This is a genomic window from Bacillus sp. 22-7 (assembly GCF_010628845.1).
GTDB lineage: Bacteria > Bacillota > Bacilli > Bacillales > Cytobacillaceae > Cytobacillus > Cytobacillus firmus_B.
Map to the genome: position 1 here is coordinate 22,023 of NZ_NJQY01000019.1, position 20,679 is coordinate 42,701.

A 20,679-nucleotide genomic window follows, 5' to 3' on the forward strand; every position below is an offset into this window, starting at 1 on the left:
GTGATGTACTTCACTTAACCAAATAAACGTGCAAAAAGTATAACAATCTATTGAAATCCATAAACCCTGCAAATTTAATAGGTATGATAAAGATTTCCCTCTTATCCAGGCCCTTTGCTAAAACAAAAAAAAGCTGGCCCGCACTACTATTAGTGCAGCCAGCCCATACCTATTCGATTATTTCCACACGCACGCTTTTTCTCCCCCACTGAAGGGCATCGCCCTGGTTTGCAATGAACACATCGATTGAACTTCCGTTTATGCCGCCGCCTATGTCCGCTGCTATTGCAGTTCCATAGCCTTCTACTTTCACGATGGAACCAAGCGGAATGACACTTGGATCGACGGCAATCACTTTCGCATCAGGGTACTTTTTTAAATCCAGACCCATCCTGGTCACACCTGAACAGCCCTCACAACTCGCTGTATATGCTGTGCTTTCCACAGTCAATGTTTTACCTGCCGCTGTACCGCGCTTCGCCTTTCGATCGAGCGCTGCTCTCGTCTGAGGACCGGCAATTCCGTCCGCCGTCAAACCTTGCTGTTTTTGAAAGCTCTTAATAGCGCTCACCGTACCATTTCCATAAATACCATCTAAGCTAGATTTGTAGTGACCTGTTTGTTTTAATTGATATTGAATTTGGATGACCTGCTTTCCAATGTCTCCATATCGCAGGACTTTTAGTGCATGGCTTGTTTGAGGTCCGGCAATCCCGTCTACTTTCAGATTGCGCTTACGCTGAAAATCCTTGACGGCTTCCACCGTGATGCTTCCATAGTATCCTGTCGATGTATGGTATGGGAATACCCCTTTTGTCATCAGGTAGTCCTGCAATTCGGCAACATCAGATCCTGATGATCCATTGGCAAGTGTCCGATCCCCTAGCGCCGCTTCTGTAAACGAAGGAGCTGCCAGCATGAGAACCACAGCCACGAGGGCCATCAGCATGTTTTTAAATCTCGTTAACATTAATAAATCCTCCCCAATTTCCTTTGATATAAAAGAATTCGGGAGGAAATGACATTATTCGAGTGTTGCAAACAGAATCACAACATTCGTCCCTCTATCATCCATTATATTGCAATAATGTGTTCTATTTTGTCTGTGTATATATTACCCAACATTATAAGAAAAAGCTGAAGACCTTTATCTTCAGCAATTTGATCTATTTCCATATATCCAAGTACTTTTTCTTGTATTTTTTGTCACCAACAGTATCAATCAGATCTAAAGCTTTTTGTTTGATAGCCTCATCATTCAGATGATCATATAAACTTTTCATATTTTGAAGGATGTCATTACGGATTAACGTGTAATTTTTTTCATCTGTTCCATTAATAAAACGTTCAGCCATTACTTCCAAGACCATTTCTTTTTGTGGTGTACCGGAAATCCCGACTTTCCATATAGATTGAAGGCTATGTCTGGCTGTAACAAACTTTTCATCTTTTGTTACCTCCCACAGCTTAGGGAAATCCCTCATGATTCTCATCTCTGGATCGCTTTTAGCCAGGTTAGCTAAGTATTGAGCTGCACGGGAGCGTTGATGGTTATCTTTATGAGTCAAGTCCTCTACTAGCTGATCCCATACTTCATACGCCCAATCAACTTCTTTGTCAGTAGCATTTAAAATGTGCTGATAAGCTTCATAACGCTCATCTTTATCGCCTGACTTTGATCTTTGAAATTCCAATTTCAGCTGACTGTCCATTGTTCACCGCCTTACTTACATGCAAGAATTTCTTTTATTTTATAAAGCTACTTCTGCGCTATTTGAATAAGGTTGCCGCATGTATCATCGAATACAGCCAATGTGACATCCCCCATTACTGTCGGCTCCATAGTAAACTTCACTCCGTGGTTTATTAATCGGTTATACTCTTCGTGAAGATCAGCAACGCCAAACATTGTGGCCGGAATTCCTTCTGCAAAAATCTTCTTTTGATATTCTGTGGCAGCCGGATGTACATTAGGTTCCAGCAAGAGCTCCGTACCATCTTGATCTTCGGGAGAAACCAGGGCGATCCACCTGTGTTCCCCGACTGGGATGTCATGCTTTTTTACAAACCCCAGCGTTTCTGTATAAAATTTCAATGCCTTCTCCTGATCCTGGACGAAGATACTGGTAACAATAACTTTCAACATGTATTTGCCTCCTTTGATAATTGTAACGGGCTTCCAGCAAAGCCCGCACGTACCTCGGTATAAATCCCTATTCCGCTTTTAGCAAGTTACTCCAGCCATCCTTCCAGCAGATTCTTAAGTGGCTGGTTATTGAAAATAATTACCCGATATTTTCCCTTTCGTTCGGATCTAATGAGCTGTGCATCTTCCAATACTGAAAGATGTTTAGCTATTGCCTGCCGCGAAATGGAAAGGCCGTGCTTCATAATGAGACGAGCCGTCAGTTCATATAGCGTCATCTCTTTGCGTTCGGACAGTTCGTCCAATATAAGCCGCCGGGTCGAATCACCAAGTGCTTTGAATATAGCGTCTTTGTCCCAATTCATATTATGATTATAAGCAACCATTTGGTTACTTGTCAATACAAGCAACCTCTAAGTTGCCTATTAAAGATGCCGTTTCAATCTTGGCAGTAATCACCGAGAACAAGTCTTAGAGGTTTAAGCCGAAGAATGCATACATCATTCTGTATTGGTAAAAAATACGGAAGAGGTGAGCACAATTGGAAAATGATAATGTAAAGCTTACATCTTCCGAAATAGGAACACTATGGGGGGAGTATGTAAACGGAACAATGACCGAGATCGTAAATAGGTATATGATTTCAATTATAGAAGACGAAGAAATAAAACAAGTTTTTGAAATAGCTATTAAGACAGGGGAAAAGCAAAAGAAGCAGCTTGTTTCCTTCATTGAGAAGGATGGATTTCCAATTCCAATTGGTTTTTCGGAGTCCGACCTCAAAAAAGGGGCAGAGAGATTGTTTTCAGACATATTCTGCCTGAATTATTTACATATTATGACTATACATGGTTTGTTAGGTCATACAACCGCTTTATGTGTTTCGGTCAGAAAAGACATACGGGAATTTTACAGCTCATGTGTAGATGATGCAAAAAATATGTACGATTTAACCATTGAGCTGCTTCTGAAAAAAGGAGTTTTTCAGAGAGACCCCTATTTTTATCCTGCCGAAAGCCCTGAAATTATTACTGCAACAGATTTTACTGATGGATTTTTCGGAAAAGGAAGACGTTTATCTTCTACAGAAATAATCAGTATCTCCCTTAACATTAAAAAGGGAGTTATGGCAAAAGCACTTTCCATCGGATTCAGCCAAGTCACAGAATCGAAAGATATAAGGAAGTTTTTTGAGGAATTAGAAAAAACAGCCGATGAAAACCTCCAGGCTCTTTCAAAAATATTGCACAAGGATAACTTGCCAGTCCCAATGTCGTGGGAATCAGAAGTTACAACGTCAAAGGACTCTCCTTTTTCAGATAAATTAATGTTATATCATATGGGTTTCCTGGTGCAGACTGCACAAGTATATTACGGGACAGGACTAGCAGGATCCATGCGTACAGACCTGGCCTTAACTTATGAAAAAGCAATTCTGAAATCATTGGGAGTCACCCGAAAATGGTTCGGCATTATGGTGAAGAACAAGTGGTTAGAACAGCCGCCGCTCGCTCCCAATAGAAAAGAACTTGCACAGGATAAATAAGTTATACCCCTCATTTGTGAAATGTACCCCCATTTACGGACAGTTAAAAAAGCGCCTATGCGGCTAATAAGTGACCCCGGTATTGTACCGGGGTCATTTTATTTAAGCCCCATTGATAACGATGATGATTATATTCTTCGATTACTCTTTCTACTTCCTTCGTTACATCCTTCAAATTATCAAGTGAGTTATACTCTGCTAGATCTTTAAAATGTCCAAAGAAGCTCTCCATTGGTGCGTTATCCCAACAGTTTCCCTTTCGGGACATTGATTGAGTTAATCCAAGCTCTTTCACTTTGCTTTGGAATAGAGGATGCGTATAATGCATTCCTTGGTCAGAATGTAATATGGCTTCAGGGTGAAAATGTTTGCCAACAGATGTCTCTAACTTTTTCAACGTCTTATAGACGATGTCCATATCTAATGACGTGGACAGGTGGTACGCCATAATTTCCCTTGTAGCTCCGTCCTTTACACAGGATAAATATGCTTTTTGGCCCTTTCCATAATAGAGATAAGTAATGTCAGTAAGCAGGACTTTCCCTGGTTCCTCCTGATTGAATTCTCGATTAAGAAGGTTAGGACAGGTTCGATGTTCCTGGGTTGCCTTAGCCATCTTTCGATAAGGGTTGGCTTTCCTTATTTTTGTTTCAAGATTATATTTTGCCATCAATCGCCTAATCTTTTTGTGGTTCATTACAGCTGAATAATCATTCTCCAGGATCATTTTAATTTGGAGGGCACCTGCTTTTTCTTTTTTGCTTAGGAATATTTCTTGGACGAGCTTTATATCCAATTCATCCTGCTCGTCTCGTTGTGCCCTTATAGATGCAGCCTTCAACCAGTCATAGTATCCGCTTCTGCTAACACCCGCCAGTTCACACAGGTAGGAAACTGCTTTCTTTAACTGATAGATTCTTATCGTTTTCTCGATCAGGTAAAACTTCTCAGCTGCCGTTAAAATCGTTTCTTTTTCAACGCCTGCCTTTCTAACTCTTCCAGCTTTTTTAGGAAGTCATTCTCCGCCTCAAGGAATTTAATTCGTGCCTCAGCTTTTCTTAATTTCTCTTCCACAGAAAGCTGCTTTGTAGAAGGTCGCCCTGTACTCCCTTTGCCTCTGCGTTCCATAAGGAGACCTTCCTCTCCAAACCGTTCATATGAATCCCTCCAACGTTTAAGACAATACTTTGGTTGTTTCTTACCGATCATACCTAGGTCAAAGCCCTGTTCAATAAAGATTTGCGATGGTATTTTTCCACTTTTGTATTCCTTCACAGCTTTTAGCTTAAATCCCGGACTATAGGAGATTGATTTTTCAGAAGCGCTCAAAGCATTGGGATTCTTCTCAAGCTCTTAAAATTGAAATTCATTATAAATATTCTTACTCCTGATAACCCTCCGCCCATATTCATTAGATTTATTGAAACACAAAAAACCCCAGATAGGGGCACTTTTTTATCAGTGTCCGCTATCTGGGGTATATTTCAGACCGCAAGGAGGCTTTTAACTAAAACACCTATTAAAGAGGAACGTTTTCAAAGTGTTCAACATCAGGAAATGGATCATAGAAATGGTGAAGCTGTCTTTTCCATTCTTGATACTCTTTCGATTGTCTAAACCCAACTGTATGGGCCTCTAATGATTCCCACTTCACCAGCAATAAATATTTACCCTCAACTTCCATACATCGCTGCAGCTCGTGAGATATGTAGCCTTTCATGGAAGAAATAACTTTTGATGCTTCACGAAATGCTTGTTCATATTCTTCCTCCATCCCTTCTTTTACTTGCAGCATTACTGCTTCTAAAATCATGTAAATTTCCCCTTTCCCTGCTTTCTCAAAAGAGCTCCTGATTTCTAGTTTAATTCAATGATTTCAAAAACTGCCTGTTCAGCTGACTGAAGGGCACCTTCAAGGTGGCCGCCAAAAGATGAATTCGTCTCCGTACCAGCAAAAATAATTTTCTTTTCCCATACCCCAGCTTTTGGCGGCTGACCATAACTTGGAAAATCTCTAAGCGGGTCCAGGTCTTCCTCAACTGCAGTTTCGGAATCTTCGGCCCAATCCTTATAAAGGATAGCCTTAACGTTTTGGGCGGAGGTTCCAAAGAGCCTAACCAATTGATCAATGACCAAATTTAAAACTTTATCCTCTCCAAGTTCTCGGCGTGTTCTCGCTGGCATACCGAAGAAACCAAATAAAGCGCCAGATCCTGTTTTAGGAGAAGCATCGTGGATTTCCTGCAGAGGTCCAACCCAGCTCGATGCGAAGCCAGAGAGCTCTGATTCTCTCCAAAAGGGACGATCATAGATGGCAACTGCCTTCGCCTGCCCTGCCATCCACGTCGGTTTGCCAGCAAGGTCAGTCATAAGATCTGCAGGGAGAGATGGAGAGAATTCAATATGACGCGCCACAATCCGAGGCGGCAGTGCTAGGATTACAGCACTTGCAGTTACATTTGTTGTCTCTCCATCAGCAAGGACTGCTTCAACCGTAATAACTCCCGTTTCCTCTTGTCGAATGGCTGTGACTCGGGTTCCTAGCTCGACTATCCCTGAGGGAATTGTATCTGCTACAGCATCAATAAGGGATTGCACACCTCCTATGAATCGAATCGACCTTGCACCAGCATTTTCCGGCAATACATGGCGCTCTGGAGGTTCGTTTTGGAATCGTTCTGAAAGCATTGCCCCTTTGGTGTACTGGACAAAAGTTTCTAAATTCAGTTCTTTCACAAGGCCGGTGATCGCGCTCTCATATTCAGGCCAAAACCACGTTGGCCCGAGATCAAATTTGCCCAGGTCAGGTCTGTTTGGACCAGAAGTGTTCAAGACCCTGCCGCCAATCCGCTCTCTAGCTTCGAGAACCCTGCAAGGAATGCCATGTGCAGCAAGCAAAGACGCAGCCCGCAGTCCACTTAACCCAGCACCGACAATGACTAAAGGATTTTTCACACTCTTGCCTCTTTCGTACTGTGTCTATGCTGAATGAATGCAAATATAAAAGAGCTATTCCTTTTTATATATAACTCTTCTAAATGAGTTTTCCCACTCGTCCAAATTTCAGCTTCCATTACTATACCCCCGATTTTTAACTCGGCATTGTTGAGTTTAGATTATTGCTGTATAGAGCGTTATACCGGCTTGCAGCCATTAAATAATACCAGATAAGGGCACAAAGCCTTGTTTTAATCAGACTGTCAGCAATGAATCATTTTGTAATTCCCGGTGCAATACTTCACCCATACGCTTCATCCCTTCAATAATCCTCTCTTTAGACATATTGGAGTAATTTAAACGCAATGTATTTTTTTGTGTGCCATTTGGAAAAAAGGGCGCACCAGGTACACAAGCCACATTGTTTTTCAGGCACTCTGTAAATATATGCGCTGAATCAATTCCCTCTGGAAGCTCAACCCAAATAAATAATCCGCCTTCCGGCTTACTGTAAGATAAATGATTTGGGAAGAATTCTTCAATGCAGGATAACATAGCTGTGCATCTTTCTTTATAAACAGCTTTGATTTTATTTATGTGTTCTTCGATATCGTAAAGCTCCATATACTTTGCTGTAATTCTTTGAGCAAAGCTGTCAGTATGCAAGTCAGCTGTTTGCTTAAAAGCAACATACTTATCAATGAAGGTTTCGTCCGCACAAATCCATCCAAGCCGAAGACCGGGAGTGAAAATCTTAGAGAAAGTGCTTAAATAAATGACTCTGCCTTCTGTGTCAAAATGTTTCACAGGCGGGAGTTCCTCTCCAGCAAATCTTACAGCTCCATAGGGGTTATCCTCTACAATCAGCACATCATACTGATTAGCAAGCTCAATCATTCTTTTTCGTCTTTCGAGTTTTAAGGTGCGGCCAGTAGGGTTTTGGAAATCAGGAATCGTATAAATAAATTTTGCATCAGGATGATCTCGCAGCATTTGCTCCAGCTCTTCCATTACCATTCCATCATCATCCATGGCTACTTCAACAAACTTTGCATTATATGACTTGAATACATTAATGGCTGCAAGATAGGTTGGGCTTTCACAAATAATAGTATTTCCCTCATTGATAAATAATCTTCCAGTCAGGTCGATTGCCTGCTGGGATCCTGATGTAATAAGAACATTTTCAATGCTGGAGTCAATCCCAGCCATTTTCATTCTCTGACAAATAGCTTCTCTCAAAGGAATATATCCTTCAGTTGTACTATATTGAAGAGCAGCCGCACCTTCTTCATTCAATACAGCATTGCAAACTTCCTTTAGAGCTTCTACAGGAAACAGTTCTGGAGCTGGAAGTCCTCCCGCAAAAGAGATTACTTCCGGTCTTTCTGTTACTTTTAATATTTCACGTGTCTCAGAAGATGTTACAAAGCGAGCTCTCTCAGCAAATTTATGTTCCATTTATACACATTCCTTTTCTATTTTTGGAGTTGCTTTAATACTGAAAATTCAGTCACTCTTACTTATACTTTTCTCTTTTTGATGAATACCTGCCCAAAAAACAATGGGAATCAGCAATAATGAAAGGATAGCACCAGAAATTGAAAGGGCTGCATAGCTGGAATATGCTACAACTATCCCAGATACAGCTCCTCCTAATGCTCCTGATAAAGCAATCCATACATCGATAGAACCCTGCGTCTTAGCCCGGGTAGAAGCGTGAGTTGAATCTACCAGAATGGCCGTGCCGCTAATTAAGCCAAAATTCCAGCCAAGCCCAAGTAAAACAAGGGCTATATTGAGTACGACCATCGAATCAGCAGGTCCTGTTGCAGCCAATATGCCAGAAGCAAGCAGCGTAACAGCAGAAGCAATAGCCATAGCAGCACGGCCAATTTTATCAACAAGATAACCAGTTACTAACGATGGCAAAAACATCGCACCTATATGAAATCCAATGACAAGCCCTACTTCATTCAAAGCATGTCCATGGTGTCCCATATGTATGGGAGTCATTGTCATAATGGCCATCATCACAAATTGAGTTAATACCATTACAGCCGCTCCTGCAAAAATGCCTCGCCTGTTTATCGATGCCAAATTAGAGCTTTTCTCTAAATGATTGGCTTTAGTGTGTGCATCTGATATGGCTTTTGCCACAATAAAAGGATCAGGACGAAGGAACAAAAATAAAACAAATCCAGCAAGTATATACGCCGCAGCCGCTAATATAAATGGACCGGCTAAAGCAGGAATTCCTATGGATATGGCGAACTCCCCCATTACATCCACCAGGTTAGGGCCGGCAACAGCACCGAATGTGGTGGAAACCATGGCCATACTAATAGCCTTTGCCCTTTGTGCGGGGCTTGCCAGGTCAGTTCCAGCGTAGCGTGCCTGTAAGTTTGTAGCCGTCCCCGCCCCGTAGATGAGCAGTGAAATAAATAATAGCAGAATGCTGTTTGTTATTGCTGAAACCAATACTCCAATGGCACCTATGCCTCCAGCCAAAAATCCTGCCGCAAGTCCAGGACGGCGGCCAAACCGCTGAGAAAGCCGTCCCACCAGCAGCGCAGCACCTGCTGACCCTAAAGTAAATAACGCGGTTGGAATTCCTGTTACACTATCTGTCCCCAGCATGTTTTGCGCGAGAAGTGCTCCTACTGTAATTCCTGCTGCAAGTCCTGCTCCTCCAAAAACTTGGGATATGACAATGACAATTAATGCTCTTTTGTATAGTTGCTTCTGTTTTTCTGAAGAATTTATGTAGCTTTGCAGCCAGGCAGATTGCGCGTCTAACGGTAACAAAAACTCACCTCCCTTTTTATTTTCATAATATTCCAACTAGATTTCAATCATCTTAACACGCACAAAAAAACCATACAATATTATAATTGTATGGCGAACAATATTAAGTAAGACCGTCTAACAGACGTTTAAGGATAATCAAACCACGCTCAAGTTCTTCAAGTGTTTCCGGGGCACAAACAGAAACTCTTACAGCCCTCTCCGGACAACTGTTTCCAACTACAAAACGTTCAGCTGCAAACACTTGTACTCCTTGCTGTTTCGCTAACGCTTCAAATTCAGCCCCTGTAATCTTGCCTGGCAATAGCAGCCAGCGAAAGATGCCTGTTTCAGCACCTAAGCACGTAAAGTCTGCCAAATATCGGTTTACGAGTTGATTTCTGCGAATAGTCTGCTCCTGATGGCCCTCAATTAAGGCTTCAAATTGATTCGATACAATTGTACGTGCTGCAAGTTCTGCCAGTAATGGAGAAACGGAAACATTTAAATTATAAAGCGCCCTTGAAATTGATTCCTTGAATTGACTCGGCACTGCTGTATAGGCCAGCCGCAAGCCCGGTGCAAATGATTTAGATAAGCTTGCAATATAGATGACCTGTTCTGGTGCAAAGGATGCGACTGCCGGCAGCGGCTCTTTGCTTAGAAGATGGTATGATGCATCTTCGATAATGAACTGATTATACTTTTTGGCAATGGCTGCGATCATTTTTCGATTCCCGACCGACAAAAAGGAAGCTGTCGGATTATGATAATCCGGAATCAAGTAAATGCCTTTAATATTTTCATTTTTACACGCATATTCAAAAGACGCCGGACTCATTTCATAGTTGTCTGTTTTTATTGGCACCAGCTGCACACTAAGCATTGCTGCAGCCGTTTTTAACCCAGGGTATGTATGCTGGTCAACTCCAATGCGCTCTCCGGGCTTACATAGACTTGCCAGTGCAGCAGCAATAGCATTTTGACCGCCATTCGCAAATAAAATGTGATCAGCGGTTGTTTCTAACCCGCCTCTGCGGATAAGCTTTACCGCTGCATCCTTTTGCCAATGGCATTCGCCGCCCCGGCCATAGCCAAACCATTTTTCATAATCGGTCTCTTGCAGCATACTTTTCAGCTGGAGCATCAGCGGCTCGAAAGAAGCATTATCCGGAAGGGTTGCTCCCATTTCAATTAAGTGCTTCGGCTTTGTATCTTCAAGTAAATACGCATTCGATAGGGCATCATAGGACACAAATGTGCCGCTTCCAACCGTTGCACTTAATAACCCCTTTAACTCACACACTTTAAATGCTTTTGAAATGGTGCTCACATTTAAATCTAAATAATCGGCCAGTTCCCGCTGTGGAGGAAGCTTGGTTCCGGGCAATAACACTCCGTTTAAAATATCCTGTTCCAATTGCCCTGCCAGTGTTTGATAGATGGGCTTTTCTTTTTTATCAAGGGATGGCTTCCAGGTCATAGGATAGTTTTCAAAAGAATTAATCGGCATGATACGCACCCTTTTTTGTAAAAGTTTTCTATGAAGCTGTTTCTTTCATTATAACCCTTGTTCCTCTACCTGCCCATTTCGTCTAACAAAGAAAAAATTTAATTTTTATTCTCCAAATACTTTTCCCATTCGCTTAGATACATCTTAGGTTTATCTTCAGGCTCAGATGATAATTTACAGATAAATTCTAATGAATTTCCATCTGGGTCATGAAAATAGACCATAGCATGTGTCTGGTCTGGCAGTACAATGGGTTCAAGAGGTTTAAAGCCGAATTCTTCACGCATTTCAATGCCTCGCATTTCAAGCCACTCTTTTGCATTCTTCAGATCTTCTAAATCTACTCTAAATGCAATATGTCTGATGGAAGGATGATAGTTCATTTTTGCTTGGTCACATTCCCATAATCCCAGCCAGCTTTCGTTCTTAACGATCCAAAAAAATGCCGTTTTTTCGTATTTTATTGCTAAATCCAGCCCCAAGCCCCTGTAAAACTCAATCGAATTATTGATATTACTTACTGGTAAATGTGCTTCATACAGTCCTTTAATCATTTTTTAACCCCTGTCCTTCATTTTCTTAGAATTAATATACCAGTAACTGATCCATTTTCCGTCCACAATATGGTTGAAATTTTCTACTGCTTTATATGTATTGGCCCCTTAAGAACTTAAGTAAATTCCAAAACAAAAAAGCTGTCCCGCATGATTGTGCGGGACAGCCCTTATTAATCTCCTCCCCCGCCGCAGCTTGAGCAGGAGCTGCAGGTTGAGCAGGAACTGCAGGAGCTGCCCGACCCGCAGCTTGTACAGCTTGATGAGATCTTGCTGCTGATTTTCATGTAACTGGCAAAATCATCATAATGAAAATACGATACAGATAAAAAAGGAACCAGCATTGCGTTATAGTTTTGCTGATTTTTCCTTTTTCTCATCATTTCTTGTATGACGCTTTTTTCATAGTTTTTTACTTTCTTTGCAGTTTTTTTCATAGCAGAAATAAGCGAGAGCACAGTAGCCATATATTGGCTATCACTCTTAAAATAGAGCTCTATTAGTTCATTTTCCGGCAAACACTTAAAATCATCAATTATATTTGGAGGTACAGGGAATCTGTAAAATCCCTTATAAAGTTTGATATTTTCCTTTCTTATGAAAAAGAGCTCACCATACACCCAATCAAAAAATCCGCGTACATCGGGTTCAGGCGACTTCTTTAGATTGGGACTATGATGAAGAGTGCTTCCTAAATATTCTTTTGAAAAATCATCATACTCACGGGTAAACATGAGCATATGATGCCATAGGTCATCGACTTTTTCACTGAACATAGGGGACTCCTTTAAAAGAGAAGTCAAAATAAAGTAGCGTTTTAAATCCAGCAGACGCCAGCTGTACTCATTTTCTTTTAGCTTAATTTCTTTCATTACCCTCTCTTCTACGTTTCCCAAATAACTTTTACTAAGAGACTTCTCCAGGTGATCACTTAGCTTTTTTAACCCTTTAATCGGTTTTATGTCTAATGATTTTGGAGATAAACTAAATTTAAATGAGAGCTTTTTGCGCAAAAATAAAATAAACCAAATAACCACTGCAAGCAGGAGTAACCAGGCCATGTAATCCCCCCTTCTTTCATACTATTACGAATTCCATTTTCAGAAGTTCCATATTTTTCAATATTAATATTGTTTAGCACAAAAAGAAAAAGCTGCCTTACTCGGCAGCAGCTCAATATATGCACCATTTAAGATAATATCACACCCGCAAAATTCCCTCTTAGTACTTGTTTCTTATTCTGGTTCGTACAAAGGAAAGAGGCGGCAATGGCCATTCTATTATGATCTTGCTCTTCATATTTATCGATCGTTACTTCACATATGATTGTATCTCCTGTAAAGACAGGTCTCAAAAACTCAAAATTCATCGTACGGGCCAACACGTTTGCGTCTCCGCCCACTTTGGTTGGCAGTGTGGCCGTTAATAATCCTTGGACTACAAGCCTCCCTTGTTCATCCGGGGTTATATGGTGAATTCCTTCATCACCTGATATTTCTGTAAATAATTCAACATCCCTTTTTGTAAAAGTCCGTTCAAATGTAATCATGTTCCCTACTTTTAAAAGCATATTAATCTCCCTCCGAAGGCTTAAAACAATATATCAATTAACGACTGAATATTACAATAATTATCAACGGTATTCATCTTATTAGCCCAGTTTTTAATTGCTGTTTATGTATCAAATTCCCAATATTTTGGCTTTATATCCTTATTCACCCATTCCTTTTGCGGTGCCTGGTATGGGGTGTTGGCGACCAAATGATTATTGTGCCAGCTTGCTGCTCCGGAACGAATCATTTCATCGAGCAGGACTGGAATAAATTCTTCAGGCTGCAGCTGGAAAGAATAGCGTGCAAAATCCTGGAACCATCCGCACTTTAGCAGGTAGTCGCTGATCTCTTCTTTAGCCAATCCATCTTTCATGATTAAGGTGAATGAAAAAATCCGCTTGCAGGCATGCCATGACACTTTTTCTGGCGCCTTAAGCCACTTTTCAAACCGTCTCTTTGCTGTATCAATGGCAGCCAGAGGATCCTCGATTTGAGGCCCATGTCCTGAATAGGCCTGCCCGATCCGGAGTTCCGACAGCCGTTCCAGACTTTCCATCGATCGCTGGATTGATGAAACACCCTCACGAAAGATATTCAACCATCCGATATCATTTTGGTGAAAAAGATCCCCGCAAATTAATACCTCTTCTTCAGGTTCATACAAAGAAATATGCCCTAATGTATGTCCAGGTGTATGCAGGACTTTAAAGGTTCTGCTTCCTGTCTGAATTTCATCTTTATCTGAAAGTTTAGTATCAACACGATAAGGTTCTACAGACTGATCCAGCCATTCTGCACTGCAGGCTTCGGGATCACAAGAGTTAATTAATTCCGCTTCTCATTTATGAGCAGCAATCCTAACACCATAATTTTTTTGAAAATGAAAATTGCCTCCCGCATGGTCACTATGGTAGTGCGTGTTGACTATAAGGTGCAGTTCTTCTGGTGAAACGCCTGCTTCTTTTATTAATTGCTCAGTTTCTTTGACATCACTGCCAAATCCAGTATCAATAAGGATTGGAAGTTCATCCTTGATCAGAATCATATTCGCACTTGGAAACTTTCTTTCAAAAAAAATAATATCCAAAGCTCAACCTCCTTAATTTAACCTCAATTTAAATGTGAAATATATTCAAATGCTGTCGTCCCATATACGCTTTTAAAGTGCTTATTTAAGTGAGTTAAATCAACAAAACCACATTCAGTAACAGCTGCATAGATGTCTTTATTCTTTTCGATTACCTGCTTGGCGCGTTCAATCTTGCAGTTGAGAAAATACTGATATGGTGAAATTCCGGTATGAGCCTTAAATAATCTGATAAACTGGTATTTTGATAAATTCAGCTCTTTACATATGTCGTCCAGTTTAAGTACATTCTCCAAGCTCCCATGAACCATATTCTTCGCCTTTCTAATTAGAGCATTATCTTTCTTATCATATGATGAAAGTTTAGTTTGAATGAGATGATCTGTGAGAGATAAAAGCAATTCACTGCATAGTGCTTCATCTTTTTCGCTTAATATAGCATGAGAAAGAGTCAATATTTTTTGTTCAAGCAGATCATCATACACAACGGGATTTGAAAAACGGACGATATCCTTTGTCCCGCTGACATCTGAAATCAGCTGAGGGTCAATATATAACATCACATAGTCAAGACCGGTCTCATCATGCGCCATTCCGTCATGTGCCTGTTCCGGATTAAAAAGCATAACGCCATTAGGATAGGATAATTGCAGACCGCCATCCAGGGTATAATGCTGAATGCCGCGCAGCGTCACACCTATTGCATATTCAGCGTGAGCATGCTTTTTATAAGCAAATTCAGAAATACTTGCTGACAACGCAGTAATCCCTGCCGATTTTTTATAGATAAATTTGTCCATTGGACTCACCCCTTAACAGCATGCCTACATCCAGATCATCACGCCGGAATAAGCTAAAAATATGGCCATGACTATATTCACAATTTTATCATGTTTCTGTAAAAACGCCTTGAAAATGGTACCGAACAGCACCCATGTAATAAATGCTAAAAATCCAATAATCGTGATGGCGAGAACACTCATTGTCACAGCCGGCACTTCCGTATAATACGGCATGATGAAGCTGGGAATAACAGTCATTGTAAATAAAACGACCTTTGGATTTAAAAACTGCATCAGGAAGCCTGACATAAAGGTGCCATTTTGGATTGCAGCTGGCTTTGATGTGTCTGACTTAAAAATTTTATAAGCGAGATAGAAAATATAAAAGCTGCCGATTAACTGCATGACGATTAAGATTTTTGGTATGACCTCCATAAGGATCGTATTCAGCATAGCTGAAATCATAAGCAGCAGACCAAAAGCAATCGTAGCACCATACGTATATTCCATCGCCTTTTTTGTCCCAATATTATGGACAGTGGATAATATGACGATATTCGTCGGGCCTGGCGTAAACGTAACAATAAAACAATATACTAAAAAAGATGTAATATTCATGAAGAAAACTCCTTTCAGGGTATTCTCACATAAATATACATCTTAGGATTAAGCGGCTGATAGTATATTATTGCAGAGGCAGCAGTAGAAAAGCTGTATCTATGGAAGAAAGTTTTAATAACACTAAAATCACTCTAAACCATCATTAATCCTCTTCACAATTTTCGCAGGTACTCCCGCAGCAACAGTATTTTCAGGAACATCTTTAGTGACAACGGCTCCTGCCGCAACCACAGAGTTTTCACCAATCGTCACACCAGGCAGGAGGGTTGCGTTTGAACCAATCCAGACGTTTTTGCCAATGATAACTGGGGAGGGATATGTTGTGTTTCTTGTTTCTAAGGATAACCCATGATTCAGTGTAGCAATCGTGACATTCATACCGATCATGGTGCCGTCTCCAATACGAATCCCGCCCCTGTCCTGGAAGGAACACCCAGTGTTTAAAAAAACGTTTTTGCCAATCGAGATATTCTTGCCGAAGTCGGTATAAAATGGCGGAAAACACATAAATGAAGAATCAACTTTGCTGCCTGTCAGTTCTCTGAAAATCTCAGCTATTTCCTCTTTTGAATGATACGAATTATTCAATTCCATAGTGATCCTTTGAGCTTCATAACTGCATTGAGTCAAAAGCCCATGCAATTCCTTGTCCTCACCTGAAATGGGATTTCCCTTTCGGCAAAAATCTATAAAGTCTTCCATGTTCATTTTTTAACCACCTATCTTTGTATGACCCTAACCAAACCCAATTAAAAATAGAATGTCCCAAAAGCCAGGCTTTCAGGACATTTTTGAACTATTTACATAGTGCTGATATCAATCACAAATCGATACTTCACATCTGAAGCTAAAACTCGTTCATAAGCTTCATCTATTTGATCAGCTGTAATGACTTCTATCTTTGGAGAGATGTTATGTTTTGCACAGAAATCCAGCATTTCCTGCGTCTCACGTATGCCCCCAATCATAGAGCCCGCAAAGGAACGGCGATGGCCGATGAGTGAGAACACATTGACTGACAATGGCTCTGCTGGAGCACCCACGTTAACCAATGTTCCATCAAGCGTGAGCAGCGAGAAGTAAGCATCTATGTCGATTTTCGCACTTACCGTGTTAATAATTAAATCAAACGTTCCGGCAAGTTTTTTGAACGTTTCCGGGTCGTTTGTGGCAAAGTAATGGTCTGCGCCAAATTGCAGGCCGTCTTCTTTTTTATTCAATGTTTGCGAAAGGACAGTCACTTCTGCACCCATGGCATGTGCAATTTTGACAGCCATATGGCCAAGGCCGCCCATACCGACAACCGCTACTTTCCTGCCCGGGCCAGCTTCCCAATGATTTAGCGGCGAATAAGTAGTAATCCCCGCACAAAGCAGCGGTGCTGCAGCGTCAAGCCCAATGCTATCAGGTATGCTGAGTACGAATTCTTCCTGTACTACAATGTGCGTTGAATACCCGCCTTGAGTTGGTTCGCCGTATTTGTCAACACCAGCGTAGGTTTGGATATTTCCCTTAAGGCAGTATTGTTCTTCTCCTTTACGGCAGTTTTCACATTCGCCGCAGGAGTCAACCATACATCCGACTCCTACCCGGTCTCCTGCTTTGTACTTTGTAACCTCAGCTCCTACTTCTGCAACAATTCCTGCAATCTCATGCCCGGGTACAAGCGGATAGTTCACAGGACCCCACTCCCCGTGTGCAGTATGGATGTCAGAATGGCATATGCCAGCATATTTAATTTCAATCAGAACATCATGCAAATCCAGATTGCGCCTTTTAATCTCAGCCGCTCTAAACGGCTTGTCCGGACCGTCAACGGCCCGCGCTTTAGCAGTTATCATGAATAAACCCTCCTGAAATATTTTAAGAGAATGATAGATTTTAATAGAACTCAATTAAGTTCCCATCATTTATCTCTTTTCACCACCATGTTAAGGCTTATAGTTAACTCTAGGTCAAGTGGTTAATATAATTTTTTTATTCCCGATAAAATGTCTTTGACATTTATAAAATACCATGATAATCTCACGTCATACCTTATAGTTAACTCTAGGTCTATATCTTTGATAATAGGAGATAAATAATGAAGACATACACGATCAGCGAAGTGGCAAAGGAATTGAATCTGACAGTATATACCCTGCGCTACTACGATAAGGAAGGTCTGATGCCCTTTGTAGAACGGACCCCCAGCGGGAACCGTTTATTTAAAGAATCCGATCTTAGCGCTCTAAAAGTGATTGAATGCCTGAAAGCCACCGGAATGCCTATTAAAGAGATTAAAAATTTCATTGATTGGTGTTCTGAGGGGGATGCCACACTGCAGCAAAGATATGACATGTTTCTGAGCGAAAAGCAAATGCAGAAGCACAAATGGAAGAACTAAGAAAAACAATGGAAGTCATTGAGCATAAATGCTTATACTACAAGACTGCACTGGAAGCCGGAACAGAAAATATTCATAAAGAAGATAAAATAGAGATTAATAGCTGATTGAAAGCCGCCTGTATGTAATACAGGCGGCCATCTTTAACTAAAAAAATCCAATAAGCATCACAGTACACAATTAAGGGAAAAATCAATCTAGTAAGCCGCTTTCCATACGCAAGGGAAAGCGGCTTTGGATGTAGTTTTATTCAATCAATGTCCCTGTTGCTGAATACAAGTGTTAAACATCTCTTTTCACCTAGACTGCCTGATGAGAGCTTTTGACCATTTCACCCAAGAGTTTGAAGCTATAAGCCTTTTTAGCTTAGTGCTCCATCATTTCATGGGCAATGTCTTGTCCATCCATGTCAGATGGATAGTACGTAGGCCAATGGGTAACTTCATCCAGCAATTTTTCCCGGTCGTCACCCCAATAAAGGTGATAGTGACTAGCTTCTGTCGGATAGATACTATGATCACTAAACTGAATATATTGAGGAAGACCTTCAGCTATTGCTTCTAGCTTAAATACATATCTAACCCCTCTATTTCCCGCATCATATGTTAGAATTTCAAATCCATCGTAGACATACTCCCCAGTAAATTCTTCTCCGTTTTTGAAAAACGTTACCTTATTCCCCTGTATCTGAATTCGTTCAACATTTGTTTGATATCCTTCATTATAATATTCCTTGTATTCTTTAGCTGTCATCTCACCCCCATGCTCTGCTTTATGTGCAAATACTTCGTCAAGGGCGCCATCTTGAAGATATGGGTATACTGACTGCCAGTCACCTTCCCAGTCGGATAAGGATCGATCCTTCACTTGACTATTTTCAAAATATCCTTCATAAATTTTTGCTGTTTCTTCATTATGTGCATGAGTATGGCCATGATCGTGTTCACCCTGCTCATTTGTCTCAGAATCTCCCTCGGATGAAGGTTCCGATAATGCTTTTGTCAACTCCTCTAAGTTGTGCTGCATAAGCGTAAAGTAGTCCTCATTATTCTTTATATCTTCATCTGTTAAAACCGATAAATTGTGTATACGTAAAGCCTCTGCACCAATTTCCTTCCTAACTACTTCTGCCACTTTAGGAGTTATATTCTGTTCAAAAAATACATGCTTCAAACCATGCTTTTCAGCAGTCTTAATGATGTTTTGCACCTCTTTATGTGAGGGTTCGTTAGCAGGGCTCAAGCCGGATACTGCGATTTGCTCAATCCCATAGTTTTTCTCCCAATAGCCATAAGCAGCATGAGATACAATAATTTTATTTTCAGGTAAATGTTCAAGTTGTGTACGGAAGTCCTGGTCTAAGTTTTCGAGCTTTCCTTTCAGCTCCTCAAAGTTTTGGTTAAAAATCTTTTCTTTCTCAGGTTTTAATTCAACTAATAAATCTTTTATATGCTCTGCCAGCTGAATAGAACGAATAGGATCCAGCCAAACGTGAGGATCTTGATCCCCATGATTATGTCCTGCATGTCCGTCCTCATGACTGCCTTCTTCTTCATGCTCATGGCCGCCATCCTCTCCTTTATGGTCATGTACATGCTTTTCCAAGATAATTTCTTTTGATGCTTCAAGTACCTTGACGTCGTCAGATTGAATAGTTTCCGAGATTTTGTTTGCATATGATTCTAAACCGGCCCCATTATAAATAAAAGCATCGGATTCAGATATTTTTATCATATTGCTGGTTGTTGGTTCATATGTATGCGAGTCTGATCCCGGTGGCAGAATAGACTCCACAGAAGCTTGATCTCCTGCGATTTGTTCAGCAAAAAACTGAAGCGGATATACGGTTGTATAAATCTTAAGCTCTTTGCTGGATCCTTTTGATTCCCTCTCACTTTCACTGCTGTTTGCAGCTTTTCCTCCACACGCAGCCAGCGTGAAGATGACTATAAATAAACTAAGTAAACCTGCAAATCTTTTTAACAATTTTATTCCCCCTTTACATAGGGAACATTTTATCGTAATGATTACGATTTGTAAATAGTAATCATTACGATTTTTCGGTTGAACCCTTTCAACTCCTTTGTTTAAAAAGAAAAAGCTGCTATATTAGCAGCTAATTTTGTACATAAGCACCAATTAGTTCAATACCTTTATCAATTCAATTTCATCTCTGATTGGAATACCATCATTTCCAATTAAGGGTATTTCGGGTTTTACCTTCCTTGCTTCCTCAACCGCATTATGAATAATTTTGGACAGGATAAATCCTCGTTTCTGATAAAATTTTAATGCTGACAAATTATCGTTTGTTGTAATAAGTTTTACGATTTTACAATTTTTCTTTATAGCAAGATTTTCTACTTCTTGAACTAATGTTGTACCTATCCCCTTACCTTCTTCCATACTATCTAAGGATATAATTTCACATTCATTATCTTTAATTAGGTAAGTAATTAAGCCAATGATTTTGTCATCTACATCTACAACAGCAAAACTGTCCAGTGCACTGCAATCATAAATCCCACTGGAAATAACCATTTCCGTGCTCCCCCAATGCAGCTTAAAAAATTCTATTATTTTATTTTTCGGTAAATCCTTAACTTGGTAAATATTCATTATTAGCCACCTTAAATGTTTTAAAGTCTAAATTAATTATCTTAAATAGTCGTCAAGTTAACAACCTAATTATTCCATTTCAATTAGAAGGAAGCCGAATTGAATTCCTAAATCCCCTTTAGCAAACAGCAGCCCTAATGTTACAATG

Annotated in this window: 19 protein-coding genes and 4 pseudogenes; 2 read left to right on the plus strand and 21 right to left on the minus strand. The window is 40.5% G+C overall.

The genetic code is table 11. The features are described 5' to 3' along the window. Positions 1–169 precede the first annotated feature (169 nt). The 4 genes from CE058_RS15605 to CE058_RS15620 all read right to left on the minus strand — a co-directional run bounded on the left by CE058_RS15605 (position 170) and on the right by CE058_RS15620 (position 2,511). On the minus strand, positions 170–970 hold the full coding sequence (locus CE058_RS15605) for a peptidoglycan-binding protein (RefSeq protein ID WP_163143860.1): 801 nt from the start codon (positions 968–970) through the stop codon (positions 170–172). A gap of 196 nt (positions 971–1,166) precedes the next feature. Next, entirely contained in the window at positions 1,167–1,712 is a 546-nt protein-coding gene (locus CE058_RS15610) for a hypothetical protein (RefSeq protein WP_163143862.1), read from the minus strand. A 47-nt stretch (positions 1,713–1,759) separates the two neighbouring features. Then, on the minus strand, positions 1,760–2,143 hold the full coding sequence (locus CE058_RS15615) for a VOC family protein (RefSeq protein ID WP_048009761.1): 384 nt from the start codon (positions 2,141–2,143) through the stop codon (positions 1,760–1,762). Between the two features lie 89 nt (positions 2,144–2,232). Continuing rightward, entirely contained in the window at positions 2,233–2,511 is a 279-nt protein-coding gene (locus CE058_RS15620; protein ID WP_048009762.1) for an ArsR/SmtB family transcription factor, read from the minus strand. 176 nt (positions 2,512–2,687) lie between these two features. Between CE058_RS15620 and CE058_RS15625 the strand changes: the two genes are divergently transcribed. Further along, positions 2,688–3,692 carry a DUF3231 family protein gene (locus tag CE058_RS15625; protein WP_163143864.1) on the plus strand — a complete coding sequence of 335 codons (1,005 nt, stop codon included), beginning with the start codon at positions 2,688–2,690 and terminating at the stop codon, positions 3,690–3,692. 55 nt (positions 3,693–3,747) lie between these two features. Here the strand turns inward: CE058_RS15625 and CE058_RS15630 are convergent. The 14 genes and pseudogenes from CE058_RS15630 to CE058_RS15695 form a co-directional block, all read right to left on the minus strand. Then, a protein-coding gene (locus CE058_RS15630; protein WP_286168017.1) for an IS3 family transposase occupies positions 3,748–5,021 on the minus strand; the annotation gives its coding sequence in 2 pieces (ribosomal slippage) (positions 3,748–4,709 and positions 4,709–5,021; 1,275 coding nt in all). A 190-nt stretch (positions 5,022–5,211) separates the two neighbouring features. After that, entirely contained in the window at positions 5,212–5,505 is a 294-nt protein-coding gene (locus CE058_RS15635; protein WP_163143866.1) for an antibiotic biosynthesis monooxygenase family protein, read from the minus strand. Between the two features lie 44 nt (positions 5,506–5,549). Then, the gene (locus CE058_RS15640) at positions 5,550–6,647 is read right to left on the minus strand and encodes a flavin monoamine oxidase family protein (RefSeq protein WP_163143868.1); all 1,098 of its coding nucleotides are present in this window, start codon (positions 6,645–6,647) and stop codon (positions 5,550–5,552) included. A 237-nt stretch (positions 6,648–6,884) separates the two neighbouring features. Then, a complete protein-coding gene (locus CE058_RS15645) occupies positions 6,885–8,090 on the minus strand; it encodes an aminotransferase-like domain-containing protein (protein WP_163143870.1) in 1,206 nt (401 codons plus the stop codon). A 48-nt stretch (positions 8,091–8,138) separates the two neighbouring features. After that, positions 8,139–9,437, minus strand: coding sequence for an MFS transporter (locus CE058_RS15650; protein ID WP_163143872.1), 1,299 nt, complete (start codon positions 9,435–9,437; stop codon positions 8,139–8,141). 103 nt (positions 9,438–9,540) lie between these two features. Next, positions 9,541–10,929, minus strand: coding sequence for an aminotransferase-like domain-containing protein (locus CE058_RS15655; RefSeq protein WP_163143874.1), 1,389 nt, complete (start codon positions 10,927–10,929; stop codon positions 9,541–9,543). 98 nt (positions 10,930–11,027) lie between these two features. Further along, positions 11,028–11,483: a VOC family protein gene (locus CE058_RS15660; RefSeq protein ID WP_163143876.1), complete on the minus strand. Its 456-nt coding sequence runs from the start codon at positions 11,481–11,483 to the stop codon at positions 11,028–11,030. A 173-nt stretch (positions 11,484–11,656) separates the two neighbouring features. Beyond that, positions 11,657–12,544, minus strand: coding sequence for a glycine-rich domain-containing protein (locus CE058_RS15665; RefSeq protein WP_163143878.1), 888 nt, complete (start codon positions 12,542–12,544; stop codon positions 11,657–11,659). Between the two features lie 128 nt (positions 12,545–12,672). Continuing rightward, complete coding sequence (locus tag CE058_RS15670; protein ID WP_163143880.1) at positions 12,673–13,053, minus strand: hotdog family protein; 381 nt, start codon at positions 13,051–13,053, stop codon at positions 12,673–12,675. A 104-nt stretch (positions 13,054–13,157) separates the two neighbouring features. Then, positions 13,158–14,123 (minus strand): annotated as a pseudogene (locus CE058_RS15675) (MBL fold metallo-hydrolase). 23 nt (positions 14,124–14,146) lie between these two features. Next, on the minus strand, positions 14,147–14,923 hold the full coding sequence (locus CE058_RS15680; protein ID WP_163143882.1) for a helix-turn-helix domain-containing protein: 777 nt from the start codon (positions 14,921–14,923) through the stop codon (positions 14,147–14,149). A gap of 24 nt (positions 14,924–14,947) precedes the next feature. Continuing rightward, positions 14,948–15,523, minus strand: coding sequence for a LysE family translocator (locus CE058_RS15685; RefSeq protein ID WP_163143884.1), 576 nt, complete (start codon positions 15,521–15,523; stop codon positions 14,948–14,950). Positions 15,524–15,652: 129 nt separating this feature from the next. After that, the gene (locus CE058_RS15690; protein WP_163143886.1) at positions 15,653–16,234 is read right to left on the minus strand and encodes a sugar O-acetyltransferase; all 582 of its coding nucleotides are present in this window, start codon (positions 16,232–16,234) and stop codon (positions 15,653–15,655) included. Positions 16,235–16,326: 92 nt separating this feature from the next. Continuing rightward, positions 16,327–17,367 (minus strand): NAD(P)-dependent alcohol dehydrogenase, encoded by a 1,041-nt coding sequence (locus CE058_RS15695; protein ID WP_163143888.1) that lies wholly within the window; start codon positions 17,365–17,367, stop codon positions 16,327–16,329. Between the two features lie 242 nt (positions 17,368–17,609). Between CE058_RS15695 and CE058_RS15700 the strand changes: the two are divergent. Continuing rightward, a pseudogene (locus tag CE058_RS15700) lies at positions 17,610–18,019 on the plus strand (MerR family transcriptional regulator). 259 nt (positions 18,020–18,278) lie between these two features. On the opposite strand, the pseudogene CE058_RS25340 reads toward CE058_RS15700, so the two are convergent. The 3 genes and pseudogenes from CE058_RS25340 to CE058_RS15710 all read right to left on the minus strand — a co-directional run. After that, positions 18,279–18,857: pseudogene (locus tag CE058_RS25340) on the minus strand (ZinT family metal-binding protein); the annotation flags it as partial. A gap of 60 nt (positions 18,858–18,917) precedes the next feature. After that, a pseudogene (locus CE058_RS25345) lies at positions 18,918–19,898 on the minus strand (metal ABC transporter solute-binding protein, Zn/Mn family); the annotation flags it as partial. Between the two features lie 153 nt (positions 19,899–20,051). Next, positions 20,052–20,531 carry a GNAT family N-acetyltransferase gene (locus CE058_RS15710; RefSeq protein WP_163143892.1) on the minus strand — a complete coding sequence of 160 codons (480 nt, stop codon included), beginning with the start codon at positions 20,529–20,531 and terminating at the stop codon, positions 20,052–20,054. Positions 20,532–20,679: the final 148 nt, after the last annotated feature.